Source organism: Pedobacter africanus (assembly GCF_040548825.1).
Classification (GTDB): Bacteria; Bacteroidota; Bacteroidia; order Sphingobacteriales; family Sphingobacteriaceae; genus Pedobacter; species Pedobacter africanus_A.
Window position 1 is genome coordinate 829,137 of sequence record NZ_JBEPSL010000002.1, and the last position, 19,083, is coordinate 848,219.

Sequence of the window (19,083 nt, forward strand, 5' to 3'; positions counted from 1 at the left end):
CAGTAATGACCTGCATAGTTTTGCAATAGAAATACAGCAATACTATGAATATCCGCAAACTTATTTTTCTAGCCGCAGCAGCACTTACCTTAAGTCCTTACATCACGGCGCCTTTGGCTCTGTTGCTCGGACTGGTCCTGGCCCAAACCATGGAACACCCCTATCCGCAATCCAGCCAAAAGGCTACACATCTCCTGCTCAAACTTTCGGTTATCGGGCTGGGTTTCGGCATGAACATTTACAGCGCAATAACTGCAGGAAAAGAAGGTCTGCTTTTTACAGTAGGCTCTATCCTGGTTGTGCTCACAACGGGCTATTTCATTGGCAGGAAACTAAAAATAGACCTTAAAACCACATCACTGATTTCTGCCGGCACGGCCATTTGCGGCGGTAGCGCTATAGCAGCGCTTTCACCGGTAATGAAGGCCAATCAGCAGCAGATCTCTGTAGCACTTGGCACAGTATTTATGCTCAATTCTGCAGCCCTGTTCCTATTTCCTGCTGTAGGCCACTGGCTACATTTATCGCAAAACCAATTTGGCCTCTGGTGCGCCATTTCCATACACGACACCAGTTCGGTGGTTGGTGCCGCCAGTAAATACGGCGAACAAGCCCTGCAGGTTGCCACTACCGTAAAACTAGCGCGGGCGCTCTGGATCATTCCGGTATCCTTTGCTGCCACCTATGTGTTTAAAACCAATAAAGTCAAAGTACAGATACCCTATTTCATTGCCTTGTTTGTATTGGCCATACTGGCAAACACCTATATTCCTTTTATAAGCCACTATAGCCATTACCTGGTTGGCCTGGCCAAATCCGGGTTAAGCCTTACCTTGTTTCTTATAGGCTCCGGCTTATCTTTTAAAACTTTAAAAGAGGTAGGCAGCAGTCCGCTGGTACTGGGTACAACACTATGGGTGCTCATTTCAGCATTAAGTCTTTATATCATTCTTGTACTGCAAATATTCCCTGTGATACTTCTTTCAGATAATGGCAGATACAAATGTATACCACCCATCATCATGATTATTGTGCCTCTTCTGCCTGTGAGCTTGGTTACACAAGTTATCTTTAATATAAAAAATTCAAAAACAACCTAGATTTACATATCTTTACAAGAAAAATTTTACCATGACGCTTTTTACCAGCCAAGCTTTCAAATCTTTTGTTCTATTGTTTGCTATGGCTTTCTTAATGGCCTGTTCCAAAAAGAACGATCCTTCAGAACCAGATCAAAAGGTTACTATACGAGGGACAGTAGAAAAAGGCCCTTTTGTTCGTGGCTCTGTAGTTACCATTTATGAACTCAATTCAGAATTGAACCCAACCGGAAGGTCTTTCAAATCGGAAATACAGGACGACAAGGGAAGCTTTTCTTTAGTTGATATAGAGCTGGCATCTAATTATGTTCAGTTGTCGGTAAATGGCTTCTACTTCAACGAAGTAACCGGAAATCTTTCTACGGCTCAAATAACGCTAAATGCCATTGCCGATATTGCCAGCAATAAGCAAATAAATGTAAATGTGCTGAGCCATCTGGAAGAAAAAAGGGTTAAATCTTTGATGAAGAAAGAAAAGAAAAGTTTCAATGAAGCAAAGAAACAAGCACTAACTGAAATTTATACTGCTTTTTTTGTTAAAACATCACCAACAACCAGCAGCGAATTGGTTTCGTTAACAAAGAACGACGACAATTCTAATATTTTGCTCGGTATTTCTGCAGCATTGCTGAATACCGCTCAATCAGATAACGCAAAATTAACTGAACTTTTAAGTACCCTTTCTGCCGATCTGGATAATGATGGCGCAATAGAAGAATCTTTAAAGCAAGCGATAAAGCAGGGTTTAAAGAGTTTGAATGCTAAAGCCATCTCCGATAATATAAAAACCCGGTATAAAGCATTTAATACCACATTAAGTGATTTCGCTATTGGCAAGGCCTTTTCTGTGGAAATAGAAGGAAGCGAAGTTATAGGTGGTGAAGATTACTTTAAAGACGAAGCGGCATACAGGGCCGCCTATAATGGTTTGCTGGATGTAACCACTAAAGCAACAGAGCAATATTTCAGACTTGAAGGCTTATATACCAGGACTGTTTCCGGATTACCGCAACACGATTTTTATCTGCATAGGATTAACCCCTCCAATGGAGATATCGCTACTTTATTTGCCGATTTGTACAAAGGTATCGCCAGGGCGAATACCATAGTGGATTACGCAGCGAAATCCTCTTCTTTTAAATCTTTTAAGCATAAATCTCTTCCATATTTTGCCTATAATTACTGGGTTCTGATGAATTTTTGGGGCGATGTTCCTTTTGTAAATACTGGCAATTATCAGGATTATCAAAATCCTCCTGCAAGGGTTAGCAAAAAGACAATATCTGAAAGGCTAATCGCGGACTTGGATGAAGCTATCCAGAATTTAGGTGCTTTTGATAATGAAATTGATTTAGCCCGGGCTGTTGCAGCCAGGATCGCCGCCGATAATGGAGATTATCTTATTGCTAAAAAATACCTATCTCAAATTATAGATAGCAAAAAACGTACCCTGGCCAGCAAATCCCAAATTCACACCACTCGCCTGGAAACCATTTTCGGAGTTGATTATAACCAGTCTCCTACTTTAAAACCTGCCAGCTATGACTTATATGGAAAGGGGAATTATCGGAGTTTAATCCGGTATACAGATGTAATTCTTCTTGCTTCAGAGGTCAATCTGAAATTGAACAATAAAGATGAAGCTATTTCTTTACTGAATCTGGTACGCGAAAGAAATGGAAAAACAGCCATTTCTTCAAACGAGAGTAATGTTTTATCATTGCTGCAGGAAGAAATAAAGGCAGATTTGAATAACGAAGGGGTATTTTTTGCTTTCCTGAAACGCAACGGTTTAGCGGAATCTGTATTGGGGGTTCAATCTTACCAAAAGCTGATGCCTATACCTCAGATAGAAATGATGTTAAACAGGTTTATGGTCCAAAATCCAGGATATTAGCATACGACGGGTCACATCACTAAACCGCCAATCAACTTTACACCAGTCAAAGTTCTTTTACTTTTTTGTTGTTGCAAAAACAGGCCATTGAAATGCCTATGCCAACTAAAACCGAAGAAGAGCCAAATAGCAGGCAAGGAAAGTGATTTGCCAAAATTGAAAGCGTATCAAATGTTGGGGCCGGCTTTTTAGCCAGCCCCAATACCTATTTACTCAGATTCAGCCTCAAATTCAGTTCAAAACTACCATTGGTATAACCACTCAAAGCTGATGTTTGTGTAGTATATGTTCCGCTGATCAGGTATTTTTTTCTGAAATCCATCCCCAAACCAAAGGTTGCATTTTCGGTGCTGTGGTACATGGCCAATAAAAATACCTGTTTGTTGGCGATACTGAACTGCGAACCCGCATCCCAGATGTTGTCAAAACCTTTTACGCCCCTGTAGGCAACTTTCGGCTCCATGTCTATACCTTCTGGTCCTTCACTAAGCTGGATCTTATAGCTGGCGGCAGTGTAAAATGTTGCCACATCAGCGAGTTTGATCACATCCTTTTTCAGCACGCTTTTTAGATTGGGTACCGAAGCCTGAATGTTCAGTTTATCTGAGGTATAAGCGATACCAAAATCACCATCCAGATAGGTTTTGCGATCGTTGTATTGCCCCACCATCGGATCATTCGGATTACCATAAATGTCCGCATTTTCCAGTCTTTGGCTCATGAAACCCAGGGAAACGCCAAAGTGCAGTTTATGATTGTTTTCGCTTAACATCAGGTGATAGGCATAACTGCCCACCACCCGGGTTTGCCGCTGCAAACCCGCGCTTTCGTTGTTAACCGTTAAGCCAAGCCCTACTTTACCAAAGCCATAATCGGCTGTCAGGTTCTGGGTTAGAGGTGAGCCAGGCACATTACTCCATAGTTTCCGGTAGGCACCGTTCAGCTTCAAACCTTCACCTGCCCCTGCAAAGGCAGGATTGATGAGGTACTGATTGGTATAATACTGTGCCGATAATGGGTTTAACTGTGCTTTTATGTTTGTCGTACAGATGGCAACAATCGCCACCAATAACAATGTTTTATATGTGATCTTCATTTTTCTGCTCTCTTTAATCATTTCTAACAATGGTAATGAAACCTTTAAATACCCTTGTTCTGTTGCCAAAATCTACAATGTAATAATAGGTCCCTTCATTTAGGGCTATGCCGTTAAATGTACCGTCCCAGCTGTTGTCATAACCTCTTTTGTTATACATCAAACGACCAGATTTATCAAAAATCTTTACCTCATTGTTAGGATAAAAATCGATGTTATCAATCACCCATTTGTCGTTGTAACCATCTCCATTAGGACTCAGGATGTTTGTAGCCTTGATCTTTGCAAAGTCTTCATTTACTACGATAGTGATGCTTTGAGTTTGGCTGCATCCGCTGGCATTGGTAGCAGTTACGGTATAAGTAGTGGTTTGGCTTGGCCTTACCGTTAACACAGCACCATTGGTTGAACCAATAATGCCGCTCGTGTTTGCCCATACATAGCTGGTGCCTCCTGTTGCAGTAAGTAGTGCGGTCTCTCCTTTGCTTAGGTTTGTACCCTTATCGCTGTTTATAGAAACAACCGGTAAAGCATTTACGGTAATCACAAAGGTCCTGCTATAGGTATCCACACCACCGTTGGCAGTGCCCCCATTGTCTTTAACGGTTACTGTAACTGTGGCAGTTCCGGCTACAACCCCTGCTTTAATGCGATAGTTCAGGGTTCCGGTAGCGCCAGTTCCGCTAACCGTTAGGGCATCAAACAGGTTGGCATTGCTGCTGCTCACTGTTAATGTTGTGGTTTGTGCAGTTTCAGGCCCGGAACTGATACCGGTTAAAGCTACTGTTTGCGCTGCTGTAGTAAAGCAGATCGTCTGATTGGCAATAGCAGCCAGTGCAGGAATTTCGTTCACATCGCTTAAAGCTATGTTCAACACTTTTTCCAGGCTCAGGCCATATTGTGTAGTGCTTTTGACACGAACACTATAGCTGGCTTTGTTTTCAAAGTTAAGTGCTGCTGCAGTATTGATCTTGTTGCCGCTAACAGCAAAAAGTGCATTGTCGGTATCGCCTGTACCCGCAACCAGTGTATAAGTAAAGGTAGCACTCGGATCATCCGAAGTGCTGCTCAGGGTGCCGGCATTGGTACCACCCGCACTGTTCTCGTAAAGGATTATCCCGGCCAGACTGATGTTGGTTGGTGCACCTCCTTTTACTTTAAGTGTACCCGCTACGTAATTGAAGCTATAGTTCACTGCTGCAGCTCCGATGGCTGTAATCGGGTAGTCTCCTACCGGGCTTGCAAGCGTAGCAGTAGTGCTTACTGTTGGCGCTGTAGTTAACACCGTATTGGTTTCGCCGTTCACAAAGCCTGAGTAACTTAGCGTAAGCGCAGGATTGGCTGTGCCGGCAAACCGCTCTTTGTTATCGGCAGTAATGGTTAATACTGCCTTGTTAACGGTTAAGGTTTGCTGAACATTGGCAGCCGCTTTAATCGTGGCATTTCCCAGCTGACTGGCAGTAACCAAAGTGTTTCCAGCTTTCAGAATAGTGGCGGTATTTCCGCTGATAGAAACTACTGAAGGGTCGGCAGCGGTATAAGTTATGGCTAACCCTGCCGAAGAATTTGCATTTCCCAGGGTAAAGGCCGCATCGCCATAGGTTTTAGCCGCTATAGTATTAAAGGTAATCATTTGGTTACCTTTTGGCACAGCCACAACATCTGTGCTAATTGGGCTAGTATTACCGGCCTGATCTATCGCCTGTATACGATAATAATAAGTTGTACCATTGGTTAAGCCTGTATTTGTATACGTTATACCTCCGGCAACAACTTCTGTTAACAATGTTGCAGGAAGAGTTGTTGTTCCGCCAAAAATCCGATACCTGGCAATATCTGTTTCCGGATTGCCTGCCCAGTTCAGCACAACCTCAGTATCTCCCCCCACTGCAGCCAGTCCTGTCGGAACTGTTGGTGCATAGGTGTCAATGGCGTAGTTATTGGAATTAGTAGTGCCTGTACCGGTATTGCCCGCTACATCAATAATGCCTGTATTGTCTAAAGTGATCAGGTTGCTGGCATCTTCGATTCCAGCCGTCGGCGTTAAAGTTGCCGTCCAGGTAATGCCGCCATCTGACGAACCAAGGCCGGTAACCACAGCATTTGCAACACTAAGATCGGCATTGGTAAAACCAGTCACTGCTTCGCTGAAATTAATGGTAACCGATGATGTTTCCCCAACTCTTAAAGCTGCATTAGCTACCAAAATACTTGCAGTTGGCCGTTGAGTATCTATGGCATAATTGTTAGAACTAGTGCTGCCTGTGCCTGTATTACCTGCTGCGTTCTGCACTCCTGTGTTGTCTAAGACAATCAGGTTGGTTGCATCAGTGACGTTGGCAGATGGAGTTAATGTTGCTGTCCAGGTAATGCCGCCATCTGTTGAACCTACAACGCTTAGGCCACCGTTGGCAACAGTAAGGTCTGCATTACTAAAACCACTAACCGCTTCGCTAAAAGTAATGGTTACCGGAGAAGTTCCACCAGTGTTTAAAATTGTATTAGCCACAACTATTGTAGCTGTAGGCCGAAGGGTGTTAATGGTGTAATTGGCCGAATTGGTCGTGCCTGTTCCGGCATTTCCGGCAAGATCGCTAACCCCGGCATTGTTCAAAGTAATCAGATTGCTGGCATCTGCAATTCCAGCTGTTGGTGTTAAAGTTGCAGTCCAGGTAATACCTCCATCTGATGAGCTAACAGCTGTCAGCGTACCATTGGCAATCGTAAGATCATCGTTGGTAAAACCAATAACTGCTTCGCTAAAGGTGAAGGTGACAAGTGAAGTCTCTCCTATGCTTAAGGCATTATCTGCCAACACAATTGTTGCCGTTGGCCGTTGGCTGTCAATGCCGTAATTGTTAGAGTCGGTAGTGCCTGAACCTGTATTTCCGGCCGCATCCTGCACACCCGTATTGTCTAAAGTAATCAGGTTGGTTGCATCCGTAATTCCAGCTGCCGGCGTAAAGGTTGCTGTCCAGGTAATACCCCCGTCTGATGAACTCACAGTACTTAACGTGCCATTGGCAATGGTAAGGTCTGCATTGGTAAAACCGGTAACGGCCTCACTAAAGGTAATGGTAACCGCTGAAGTTCCTCCAACACCTAAGACGGTATTGGCTACAACTACAGTAGCTGTAGGACGTCTCGTATCAATAGCGTAATTGTTGGAATTGGTGGTGCCTGTTCCAACATTACCTGCAGCATTTGTAACACCTGTATTATCTAATATAATCTGGTTGCTTGCATCTGTAATCCCGGTTGTTGGTGTAAAAGTAGCTGTCCAGGTAATGCCCCCGTCCAATGAACCTACTGCTGTCAGCGTTCCATTTTCAATCGTAAGATCGGCATTGGTAAAGCCGGTAACCGCTTCACTAAAGGTAATGGTTACCAATGAGGTTCCTCCAATTTTCAAAGAAGTATTGGCTACAACTACAGTCGCTGTAGGCCGCAGGGTGTTAATGGTGTAATTGGCCGAATTGGTCGTACCTGTTCCGGCATTTCCGGCAAGATCGCTAACCCCGGCATTGTTCAAAGTAATCAGATTGCTGGCATCTGCAATTCCAGCTGTTGGTGTTAAAGTTGCAGTCCAGGTAATACCTCCATCTGATGAGCTAACAGCTGTCAGCGTACCATTGGCAATCGTAAGATCATCGTTGGTAAAACCAATAACTGCTTCGCTAAAGGTGAAGGTGACAAGTGAAGTCTCTCCTATGCTTAAGGCATTATCTGCCAACACAATTGTTGCCGTTGGCCGCTGGCTGTCAATGCGGTAATTATTAGAGTCGGTAGTGCCTGAACCTGTATTTCCGGCCGCATCCTGCACACCTGTATTGTCTAAAGTGATCAGGTTGGTTGCATCTGTTATTCCCGCTACCGGCGTAAAGGTTGCTGTCCAGGTAATGCCCCCGTCTGATGAACTCACAGTACTTAACGTGCCATTGGCAATGGTAAGGTCTGCATTGGTAAAACCGGTAACGGCCTCACTAAAGGTAATGGTAACCAATGAAGTTCCTCCAATACCCAAGGCAGTATTGGCTACAACAATAGTGGCTGTAGGTCGCCTCGTATCAATAGTGTAGTTGTTGGAACTGGTAGTGCCTGTTCCAGCATTACCTGCAGTATTTGTAACACCTGTATTATCTAATATAATCTGGTTGCTTGTGTCTGTAATCCCGGTTGTTGGTGTAAAAGTAGCGGTCCAGGTAATGCCGCCGTCTGTGGAACTCACATTACTCAATGTGCCATTGGCTATCGTAAGGTCAGTATTGTCAAAACCACTAACAGCTTCATTAAAAGTAATGGTTACCGTTGAGGTTCCCCCAATTTTCAAAGAATTATTGGCTACAACTACAGTAGCTGTAGGTCGCAGGGTATTAATGGTGTAATTGGCCGAGTTGGTCGTACCTGTTCCGGCATTTCCGGTAAGATCGCTAACCCCGCCATTGTTCAAAGTAATCAGATTACTGGCATCTACAATACCAGCTGTCGGTGTAAAGGTAGTTGTCCAGGTAATACCTCCGTCTGATGAACTTACAGCTGTAATTGTGCCATTGGCAATGCTAAGATCAGCGGTGGTGAAACCGGTAACCGATTCACTGAAGGTGATGGTGACCAATGTGGTTTCGCCAGCAGTTAAAACAGGATCAGCTATAACTACTGTCGCAACAGGGCGATGGCCATCGATAGCGTAGTTATTTGAATTGGTAGTACCCGACCCTGCATTGCCTGCAGCATCCTGCACACCCGTATTGTCTAAAGTAATCAGGTTGGTTGCATCAGTAATCCCGGTTGTTGGTGTAAAGGTCGCTGTCCAGGTAATCCCACCGTCTGACGAACTCACTGCACTTAGCGTACCGTTGGCAATCGTAAGGTCTGCATTGGTAAAACCCGTAACCGCCTCACTAAAGTTAAAGGTAACCAGAGAGGTTCCTCCAATCCCCAGGGCGGTGTTCGTTACTACAACGCTGGCTGTAGGACGCTGTGTGTCAACAGCATAATTGTTGGAATTGGTAGTGCCCGTTCCAGCGTTACCTGCACCATTTGTAACACCAGCATTATTTAACACAATCATATTGGACTGGTCCGTAATTCCAGTTGTCGGGGTTAATGTTGCTGTCCAGGTGGTGCCACCATCTGTGGAACTCACATTACTCAATGTGCCATTGGCTATCGTAAGGTCAGTATTGTCAAAACCGCTAACAGCTCCGTTAAAAGTAATGGTTACCGTTGAGGTTCCCCCAATTTTTAAAGTAGTGTTGGCTACTACAATACTTGCCGTTGGTCCTGGGGGCGGGATCACATTTGAGTCTTTCACCCAGGTGAAAGCATCTAAGCCTGCATACCGAAAATTACCTCCCAACGTAATTTGAAGTTCATCAATAATGATATTACTGTAATTTTGTCCGTTCAAATTCGTTAAATCAATCAGCGTGTAACCATTTGTTGAACCTAAAGAGGTAGCAAACCCGGAGGTTTTAGTCTGGGTAAATTTAGTAACGCCACTTAATTTACCTGTAACTGTAAGCGAACCTGGAACGTTCAGGTCTAAGTTGAGTGCAGACAAATACATCCAGAACCTGTTCACCTTAAAAAGGTTTAAGGTTGTCTTGATACTGAAAGATGGTGGAAAAGCAATGTCGTTGGAATTATCGATATATCTGTTATCGTTAGCAGTCCCGTTCCATCCGGTACCGGGATAGTTTCCCTGAACATCAAATACGCTAATATGGGAAATAATATTAAATATAACACCGTTGTCTGTAAAACTTGCTGAACCATGGCTTTCTGTCTCAAATTGTTCAGTGGAGGTCTGTGCGTGGAGTGTTCCGGCAAAAGCCAGAAAAGCTATCAATAAATAGTATAATTTTTTCATTTATTTCATTTAATTAACAAAAAGGGATGGAATGCCACAGCATTCATGATTTCATTTCATTGAATAAAAACATTAACTGGAATTAAAAAAAGGGGATAGTTTATAGAAAAGGGGCTGGCAAAAATTTATTTTGTCAGCTAAATTCCTGCGGAAAAACAGGGTATAGAAGAGCGCATATTTCATGTAGCCGTATAAAATTTAACTACATCAAAAATATGTAAAAAAATAATTGTCAACAAAAGCTAACACATTTGAATTTTGATTAAAACAGCCTACATAATGTAAAATTTGAGTTACACTGCAAGAAAAACAATCATCAAAAATGAAATAGTATCCGCTGATTACATTTCTGGAAGTTCATTTATCGTGTTAATAATCTACATGATAATCTTTGGCAAAGCCCTTTCCGGCCCAGGCTTGTTTTGCAGTCCACGCTACAGGGGAGCCTGTCCAGAACTCATGATCCGCAGGCAGGCCTAATGGCAGGAACGATAATGTAGCCATGTATAAACTACCTGTAGAGGTATAATAGTCGGCAATTTCTGGCTCATGCCCGCAAAAGCCCAGCTGCAACCAGCCATTTTTATCAAAAGTGCCCGGTGTTTCGTACATGTTCTGCTTTACCTTAGTGAGCGCGCAACGTACCTGGGCCGGTTTTATCCCTGCCGGAAGTTTTTCCATCAGGGACACCTGGGCCAGCACCTGAAATGCACCAGTGCGGTAAGTGATGGAACGTCCTATAGGCGGATAAGTTCCCTCTGGCGAGATCATACGCTCCTGTCCTACTGCATGACGCTGCATGCGTTTTAAGGCCAGGTCGTACACTTTCTGTTCCACCAGATTTTTAGCTGCCATCACTGCCAGCGTATCTACCATCATAGAATGGATCACAAAAGAATTGTAATAATCGAAGGCATAGTTGGGGCCATCGCCATACCAGCCATCGCCTTTGTACCATTCGTTCAACATCTTAGGCCCTTCATTCAAACGGGCAGCATCAGGCTCTTCGCCAATGTTAAGTAAAAAAGCTTCTGTAATGGAACCAAAAAGCAGCCAATTGCTTTTGAACGGCTTCCTGTTTCGTAAGGACTTAAAGGAAGCAATGATCTGGGTTTTAGTTTGTGCTTCCAGAGGCTCCCACAATGCTTTAGGCGCCCTTAAAAAGGATTGTGCCAAATAGGCGGCATCTACAATAGGCTGATGATCTTTGGCAAAGTTTAGAGCATCTGGACTGCCTGGCGTAAAACACTTATTGAGTCCTTTTATTGCCTCATTTCTGAATGATTTTCTTAAAATACCTTCTTTGGTTTCATCATCCGGCAAAGCCAGCCAGGGCGCAATGCCGGCATAGGTACGACCTACGGCTTCAAGATAAGTAACCGAAGGTGAACGGGAATCAAACGTAGGCGATTTTTCCAGCGGCATGTTTTTAATCAGTGTACCATTGGCCAGGTTATGCACTACTGGCCCTGCAATTTTATACAAGAGTTTATACCAATAATCCCGATCATTTTTTACAAAGGCATTTTGTTTCGTTTTACTGGCCGCCAATATTTTTTCAGGCATTAGTGTGCCCAATACCCCCGCAAAAGATAAGGCACCTATAAATTTTCTTCTTTCCATAATCTTTGTCTATAAATACCAGTTTTTGTAACGCAGCAATGCCTCCAGGTAATAATAATCCGCATAGGTTAAAGGTACATCTATTTCTGATTTCAAGGGCAGTGCGCCGGTGCTATGCATCAGTAAAAATCCTCCGTTCTCTCCTTGCTTTGCCCTGTAAGCCGGAGAGGACAAAGATGTCAGCATCGTCTCTGCTGCCGAGACATAGGTTTTACGGTCTTTACCGGAGGTATATTGTCCAAGCTCCAGCAAGGCGGATGCGGTAACTGCAGCTGCAGACGCATCCCTGCAGGTATTTGGCGTTACAGGAACATCAAAATCCCAGTAAGGTACCATATCGGCTGGCATATTCGGATGGTTTAGTATAAAACTCGCAATATGCTGGGCCTGCTCTAAATAGCGTTTATCTTTAGTAAAACGGTACATCATTACATAACCGTATAGTCCCCAGCTTTGTCCACGGCTCCAGGCCGAGCTATCAGCTGCACCCTGGGCGGTTCCTTTTTTCAATACTGCCCCGGTATTCATGTCATAATCTACCACATGATATGAACTGTAATCGGGGCGGAAATGATTTTCAAGAGAGGTGTTGGCATGGTTGATGGCAATCTCCTTATATTTTTTATCTCCGCCATTGTCTGTAACCCAGGCCAGCAGCTCCAGGTTCATCATGTTGTCAATGATTACCGGACCGCGCCATTTTTTACTGGCGTTCCAGGATTGGATAACCTTTGCATTTGGGCGGTAGCGGGTAATTAAAGATGCCGCAGCGGTATCAATGGTTGGCCTGTAGGCTTCGTTTTTTGTAATGCGATAGGCATTTCCAAAGCTACAGTACATCATAAAACCCAGATCGTGGTTACCGGTATAGTGCTTTTCAGGTTCAAGAATGGCCAGCCTGTTTTCGGCTTCGTTCAGGATGGCAGGGTCTTTAGTGTATTCATAGATATACAGCAGCGCACCCGGGTAAAACCCGCTGCACCACCATTTGGTATCACTGGTTTCTACCTTATTGGTTTTGGCATAATATGTTTTGGGCATCCGATGAGAAGGTACATTTTTAGCAAGCACCTTATATTGCGTAGCCGCAAACCTGAACTGTTCATCAATCAGGTTCTTCATCTTCTCTCTGTTCTTCTCCGGTGGCTGCGCAAATGGCATCCCGCTTACCAGTAAAAAACCGGCAATAAGTATCAACTTTCTCATGTTTTATTTGTGTGTATCTCTTGTTTTATGTTTTTGCCTTATCGTATGTATTGCCACTAGCCTTTTTTGCGGTAGGCTCCAACACCACAACAAATGGATTTCCGGCTGCTGTGTTTTTAAGGTGGATAAAATATTCTGTACCACTGATCTCTTCAGCATTCAGCAATTGTGCCGGCTGTGCCAGCAAATAAGATTTTCCGATACTGGTGTTTGCAGGTAGTTTCACTTTCAACGCCCCTGAAACAGGAACATTAAACACAATCATATACAACTTATCGGAACCCGTTTTTTTAGTAAAATAACCCCAGTCCTGTTTTTCCAATCCCGCATATTCGCAGTTGTAAATGGCTTCGCTATTTGTCTTCATCCAGTCGCCAATTTGTGCAGCAAGCTGTTTTTCCTCTTTTCTTATCGCACCATCGCCCTGCGGCCCAAAATTCAGCACAAAATTTCCACCCAGGGAAACGCATTTTGCTGTCATTTCCAGCAGTTCGTTCCTGGTTTTGATGTGTCCTTTCCAGGCCTTATTGTAGCCCCACTGATTTTCCGGAACAGTCATCACGCAATCCCAGTCATTCCCATGCACATCTTCTATTTTATTTGGGATTTTACGCTCCCAACCCTGCTCGTAATCGCCCATTAAAACCCCGTTCGAGTCAAAATGGCGTTTGCCATTTTCATCTGCGCGGAAGCGGCTGCCAATAATGAGACCGGGTCTGAACTTGCGCATTTCGGTTTCCAGCTCATCAGCAAAGGCTGCCTGTTTTATCCAGGACTTGTCCCATGTGCCATCAAACCAAAGTCCCTTGGCCGTTGGGTATAAAGTAAGGAGTTCCAGCAGCTGGTTGCGGGTAAACTGCTTAAAGCCTTCAAAAGCGATGCTGTCTTCTTTGGTTTTGATGTCGTAACGCCAGCCCGGGTGGTTCCAGTCCATCACCGAAAAATAGAGAATCACATCAATGCCTTGTTTGTCGTAAGCATCAACCAGAGGTTTCATGATGTCTTTTTTCCATGGAGAATTTGCTATGGTATACCTGGTATATTTACTGGGCCAGAGGCAAAAACCATCATGGTGTTTGGTAGTAATGGTCACATATCTGGCGCCCATCTGTTTGGCGGTTACGGCCCATTCTTCAGCATTGAAGTTTACAGGATTGAACTTGTAAATAAGCGAATCGTAGGTAGACTTCGGGATACCGTTCCAGGAGCGGATCCACTCGGCAGCACCATTATATTGTTTACCGTTCCATTCGCCTCCCGGGATGGCATACAGGCCCCAGTGGATGAACTGGCCAAGGCCATAACCCCGCCATTTCTGCATTACTGCATCTGTTCGTTTGCCAATGCGGTGGCTACCGTGCTTCAATTCAATTTGTTGTGCCTGGGCATCTGCCTGCTGTGCAGAAAATACACAGCAGGTAAAGATGGACATGCACAAGAAGGTTCTTACGTTTCTCTTCATAGTTTTTGTTTTACCAGCCCGGATTCTGGATCAGCTGATTATTTTTATTGATCTCCACCAAGGGGATCGGATAGTAATACATTTGCGGGCTGTTGAATTTTCTGGTCTCAAAAACAATACGTGTAGCCGTGAAGGTACTTCCAGTTTTTGTCCAGCGCATTCCGCCCATAGGTCCTTTCAAAAGATCTTCGGCTACTTTCCATCTTAAAATATCAAATAACCTATGTCCCTCTTCGGCAGCGAACTCAATCCGTCTTTCATGACGGATAACGGTACGCATCTGTTCTTTGGTTAAACCGGTTGTCAGCTGATAAGGCATCAAGCCTGCTCGTTTTCGTACTGTTTCAACCGCATTGTAAATCTCCGCACTTGGCCCCTGCGCCTCATTCAAAGCCTCTGCATACATTAGCAGAATATCTGCATATCTGGATACTACCAGGCCAATCTGGCTCATTACCCCATAATTCCCTCCGGCATTTTCATTACAAAATCTTCTCCACAAATAACCGGTTACAGTGTTATACGCAGCAGATCCCATCCCATCACCTGGTGCCAGATGGTATAAATCTACTGGTTTTTTAGTTAAACTGGTCCGATCCAGCCATAAAGCCTGATTGTAAATAATAGTGTAATAAAACCTTGGATCACGATCTTTATATGGCGTTGCCTCTACGTAACCAGAACCTACTTCAGTGATCAGCTTACCATTGGCCATCCCGTAATCATCTACCAGCTGTTGAGTTGGGTTTCCATAATTTTGTCCGCCACGCGATGCCGGAAGCATATACTTTTCGTAGAACCTGTCGGAATTCATCATGACCTGAAAGATGTATTCAGAATTCTTACGCTGGATCCCCATATTGTAATAACCATAGCCTGGAGCTGTAATATTGTCTTCAACCAGGCTGTACAGGTTCAGATCCATTACAGCTTTTGCTGCATCGGCGGCCTTTTTCCATCGGCCAGGATCATAGCTTTCATAACCAATCAGTGGCTTTACGGCACCAGTTCCCGGATTACTTTCATTGTAAAGCGGACTAGCCGCCATCAACAGCATTTTTGCCTTTATCGCAAGTGCAGCGCCTTTAGTTGGGCGACCAAAATCTTCCGGTAAATGCTCCAGCGGCAGTATAGCTGCCACTGTATTCAATTCACTTTCAATATAATCAAGAGTAGCGGCAAAGGTACTTCTTGGCAGGTTAAAGTCGTCTGTAAGGCTATATTTTTTATCACCCAGCAGAGGTACTCCACCGAAAGTCCGGAGCAGATGGTAATAACTGTAGGCCCTCAAAAACCTGGCTTCTGCTTTAAGCCTGGTCTTTTTGGCGGCCGAAAGCGGCGCACGGTCTATATTGTCCAAAAAAACATTTACCCTCCTGATCATGCTATACGATTGAGACCAGGTATTCCGGGTAAAAGTATTGCTGGATGCATTGGCCACATTTGCCATATTGTAGCCCTGTGAAAAACCGCTCGACCAGCGCGCCTCCCCGTCATCAGAGGCGTCGGAGAAAGGCCATATTCCTCCGCCACTAATACCATTTTCTACAAAATAAGTCCTGTTCAGATCCCCATAAACCGAGGTCAGGAACTGAATACTCATAGCACTGTCGGCAAATACAGTTTGTTCGTTTACCTGACCAATGTCTGTTGGATCAAGAAAACTTTTGTCTGTTGCTTTTTTGCAACCTGCGGTCCAGAGTAATCCTGCAGAAACCGCAGCTATAGCTATATATTTTATTGCGTTTTTCATGATTTTAAAATGTTACCTGTAAACCAAAGTTGACAATTTTCATCTGTGGGTAATTGACGTAAGCCTCTACGCTTCCTGTTTTAGATTCGGGATCCACGTCATAGATTTTCAGCTTATTAAAAGTTAAGAGGTTCAATCCATTAGCATACAATCTGATGTCCTTCAGCTTTAAACGTTGAGAAAAAGATTTAGGAATGTGGTAGCCAATCTCAACATTCTTTAAACGCAGGTAGTCTGCCGGCCTTAACCAAAAAGTAGAGGCATCAAAACTTACTCCTCCTAATCTTGGATATTCCGCATTGTCCCTGTTTTCAGGCGTCCAGCGTTTAAGATGTATTTCGGAAGGTTTGCCGTTTACATTACCTATCTGCAGCAGGGTATTGGAACTCATACTGCTTCTGGCTGCGCCCTGCAGCAACATGGAGAAATCAAAATCTTTATAGCTAAAGCCTGTAGAAAAACCAAAAGTGAGCTGCGGGGTTTCCGGATAACCTATAGCGGTAATATCATTCGCATTGATTACCCCATCACCATTGACATCTTTATATTTCAAATCACCTGGAATGACTACCTTTCCAACTACCGGGGGGCTGTTCGCTATATCGGCCTCGTCATAATAAAAGCCTTCGGCGATATAACCGTATAATTGGTTAACCGGCCTACCGGTTCTCTTAAGATTAGGAGCTACAGCCTCTGGTTCATCCCTAAACAGCACTTTATTTTTGGCAAATGAAGCATTTGCCCTTACGAAATACTGAAAATGGTCGTTTACTGTATTTCTATGGTTCAGTTCAATTTCAAAACCTTTGTTGCTCACCTTTCCAAGGTTTACCGGCGGTAACGACAATCCGACATACAAAGGAACGCTTTCTCGGGTCGTCAGGATATCGTAACGGTAATGATCGAAATAATCGGCTGTAACTTCCAGTTTACTGTTAAACAATTTCATGTCAATCCCGATGTTCGCTTTCCTTTCTTTTTCCCAGCGTACATCGTCGTTCCCTAGTGTTCCCGGGGTTATTTTAGGCTGCCCGGTCGGACTTTCACCAAAATAATACCCACCACTGGCCACATTGTAAACCTCTTCATACAGATACCTGTTCCCGGTTACCTCATCGCTTCCTACAGTACCATAAGAACCTCTGATCTTCAAATAATTGATAATTTTAATATTATCTTTAAAGAAAGGTTCTTCACTAATGTTCCAACCTCCTGATATAGCGGGAAAAAGGCCATAGCGGTTTTTGGATTTGAAACGGTCAGAACCATTGTAGCCTGCATTGAATTCAATCAGATAACGGGATTTGAAATTATAACCCAATCTTCCCGCATAGCCTTTAAAATTGGCTGGAGCGGCTGCGCCTGTAATGTCCCCTGAACGGTTCGTCAATGCTAAAGCGTACACATTGTGCTGGCCAAACTGCCTGTTGTAATTCAAAATAGCCTGAATATTTACCCTTCTGAAAGGAGCTATATAATCACCGTCAGATTTTACCAATGGTTCTATACGCAATAGTTCCGGGTAAACAGGATCCAGCACCCCGGTTTCAGGAATGATGCCATACACAGGGAAACGCCCACGGGTAAGTTCCCTGTTAAAAGCGGCCTTATTCGTGTAAGCAATTACCCCCTTTACAGATAAACCCTCTGTAATGAAATCCAGCTTATGCTCTGCACTCAGGTTAACGTTGAGGTCATTACTGTAATTGCGTTTGTAACCACCATATTCTATGGCACCTACGGGATTTAAAGAGCCCGCTTTTTTACCTCCGTAACTTCCATCCGGATTCTTCACCGGATATACCCATGGTCCCAGCAATCCGCTTGATATCCTGCGCCAGAAAGGAAGTGCACCACCAGGCATAGGATCCGGCAGATTGGGTTCATTTATCTCGCTAAATCGTGTAGACAGGTCAAGTTTAAGCGTAAGGTTTTTATTTACATCAAGATCTACATTGGAGCGGATGTTGTAGCGCCTCAAAGAATAATTATTGTCGAAATCTTCTTTTCTGGGAACATCTTTTAAAATACCAGTCTGGTACAGATAGCCTGTGGAAATGAAATAACGCAAGCTTTTTGTTCCGCCATTGATATCCAGATTATTGCGTTGCTGTAAGGCACTTTTCTTCATCACTTCACCATACCAGTCTACATTTGGATACCTAAAAGGATCATCGCCGGTACGGAAATGCTCGAGTGCTTCATCACTTACCAATCCCGGATATTCATTATTAGGATCTTTACCCCCATTTATGGCCTGTTCCTTCAACAACTGCAATGCCTGATAGGAATCTAGTGATTTACGCAAAATGGTGGGCATCTGCAAGCCTGCCTCTGTACGGAAAGTAATAACCGGTGGCCCTTCCTTACCCCGACGGGTGGTCACCACAATTACCCCATTCGCTCCCTTGATGCCGTAAATAGCCGTGGTAGATGCATCTTTAAGAATAGAAATATTTTCTACCTCATTCGGATCCAGTTGGTTTAACTGTTCGTACTGGTATTCTACATCGTCTACAATAACCAGAGGTCTGTTGGTATTTCCGGCAAAAGAGCTGATACCCCTAATGTAAATATTGGCAGCATCCTTCCCTGGTTGTCCACTGGTTTGCTGCTGGAAGAGTCCTGGTAAGCGCCCTGCCAGTGAATTCTGAATACTGGCTGCAGGGCTTTGGCGTAATTCCTTTCCTGACACCGTACTGATAGAACCTGTATTCGTGATCTTTTTCTGTTTTGCAAAACCTACGACTACCACCTCGTTCATCTGGGCATCATCGTCTTTCAACTGTATGGTAATGCCCTGGTTATTACCTGCAACCGTAACGGTACGGGATTCATAGCCAACACTACGTACTACAATCTTACCACTTGTTATTTTTAATTTAAATTCACCATTTGCATTGGTAAATGTTCCGTTTTTGGCATTCCCGTCCTCAAGTACAGTTGCCCCAGGAATAGGAAGGCCCTCCTTATCCGTTACTTTACCGCTCAATGTTAGCTGCTGGGCGTATGCCATGCTGCAGAAACAGAACATAAAGCATAAAAGAATAATTTTTCTCATCATTTCTAAGTTT

At 43.9% G+C, this 19,083-nt stretch carries 9 protein-coding genes; 2 read left to right on the forward strand and 7 right to left on the reverse strand.

The window, feature by feature from the left end:
* The first annotated feature begins 44 nt into the window (after positions 1–44).
* Together ABIE26_RS13640 and ABIE26_RS13645 are read left to right on the forward strand one after the other, a co-directional pair.
* Entirely contained in the window at positions 45–1,100 is a 1,056-nt protein-coding gene (locus ABIE26_RS13640; protein ID WP_310142102.1) for a YeiH family protein, read from the forward strand.
* Between the two features lie 82 nt (positions 1,101–1,182).
* The gene (locus ABIE26_RS13645) at positions 1,183–2,997 is read left to right on the forward strand and encodes a RagB/SusD family nutrient uptake outer membrane protein (protein ID WP_310142101.1); all 1,815 of its coding nucleotides are present in this window, start codon (positions 1,183–1,185) and stop codon (positions 2,995–2,997) included.
* Positions 2,998–3,202: 205 nt separating this feature from the next.
* Here ABIE26_RS13645 and ABIE26_RS13650 read toward each other — a convergent pair whose 3' ends face one another.
* The 7 genes from ABIE26_RS13650 to ABIE26_RS13680 all read right to left on the reverse strand — a co-directional run bounded on the left by ABIE26_RS13650 (position 3,203) and on the right by ABIE26_RS13680 (position 19,073).
* The gene (locus tag ABIE26_RS13650; RefSeq protein ID WP_310142100.1) at positions 3,203–4,093 is read right to left on the reverse strand and encodes a PorP/SprF family type IX secretion system membrane protein; all 891 of its coding nucleotides are present in this window, start codon (positions 4,091–4,093) and stop codon (positions 3,203–3,205) included.
* 13 nt (positions 4,094–4,106) lie between these two features.
* Positions 4,107–9,965: an Ig-like domain-containing protein gene (locus tag ABIE26_RS13655; protein WP_310142098.1), complete on the reverse strand. Its 5,859-nt coding sequence runs from the start codon at positions 9,963–9,965 to the stop codon at positions 4,107–4,109.
* 369 nt (positions 9,966–10,334) lie between these two features.
* The gene (locus ABIE26_RS13660; protein ID WP_310142096.1) at positions 10,335–11,588 is read right to left on the reverse strand and encodes a DUF2264 domain-containing protein; all 1,254 of its coding nucleotides are present in this window, start codon (positions 11,586–11,588) and stop codon (positions 10,335–10,337) included.
* 9 nt (positions 11,589–11,597) lie between these two features.
* On the reverse strand, positions 11,598–12,794 hold the full coding sequence (locus ABIE26_RS13665) for a glycoside hydrolase family 88 protein (RefSeq protein WP_310142094.1): 1,197 nt from the start codon (positions 12,792–12,794) through the stop codon (positions 11,598–11,600).
* Between the two features lie 25 nt (positions 12,795–12,819).
* Entirely contained in the window at positions 12,820–14,256 is a 1,437-nt protein-coding gene (locus ABIE26_RS13670; RefSeq protein WP_310142093.1) for an alpha-L-fucosidase, read from the reverse strand.
* Between the two features lie 10 nt (positions 14,257–14,266).
* A complete protein-coding gene (locus ABIE26_RS13675) occupies positions 14,267–16,009 on the reverse strand; it encodes a RagB/SusD family nutrient uptake outer membrane protein (protein WP_310142091.1) in 1,743 nt (580 codons plus the stop codon).
* 4 nt (positions 16,010–16,013) lie between these two features.
* The gene (locus ABIE26_RS13680; RefSeq protein ID WP_310142089.1) at positions 16,014–19,073 is read right to left on the reverse strand and encodes a SusC/RagA family TonB-linked outer membrane protein; all 3,060 of its coding nucleotides are present in this window, start codon (positions 19,071–19,073) and stop codon (positions 16,014–16,016) included.
* Between the last annotated feature and the right edge of the window lie 10 nt (positions 19,074–19,083).

Coding starts and splice junctions, on each gene's coding strand:
- ABIE26_RS13640 (WP_310142102.1), top strand. CDS start 45: ATGAATATCCGCAAACTTATTTTTCTAGCCGCAGCAGCACTTACCTTA.
- ABIE26_RS13645 (WP_310142101.1), top strand. CDS start 1,183: ATGGCTTTCTTAATGGCCTGTTCCAAAAAGAACGATCCTTCAGAACCA.
- ABIE26_RS13650 (WP_310142100.1), bottom strand. CDS start 4,093: ATGAAGATCACATATAAAACATTGTTATTGGTGGCGATTGTTGCCATC.
- ABIE26_RS13655 (WP_310142098.1), bottom strand. CDS start 9,965: ATGAAAAAATTATACTATTTATTGATAGCTTTTCTGGCTTTTGCCGGA.
- ABIE26_RS13660 (WP_310142096.1), bottom strand. CDS start 11,588: ATGGAAAGAAGAAAATTTATAGGTGCCTTATCTTTTGCGGGGGTATTG.
- ABIE26_RS13665 (WP_310142094.1), bottom strand. CDS start 12,794: ATGAGAAAGTTGATACTTATTGCCGGTTTTTTACTGGTAAGCGGGATG.
- ABIE26_RS13670 (WP_310142093.1), bottom strand. CDS start 14,256: ATGAAGAGAAACGTAAGAACCTTCTTGTGCATGTCCATCTTTACCTGC.
- ABIE26_RS13675 (WP_310142091.1), bottom strand. CDS start 16,009: ATGAAAAACGCAATAAAATATATAGCTATAGCTGCGGTTTCTGCAGGA.
- ABIE26_RS13680 (WP_310142089.1), bottom strand. CDS start 19,073: ATGATGAGAAAAATTATTCTTTTATGCTTTATGTTCTGTTTCTGCAGC.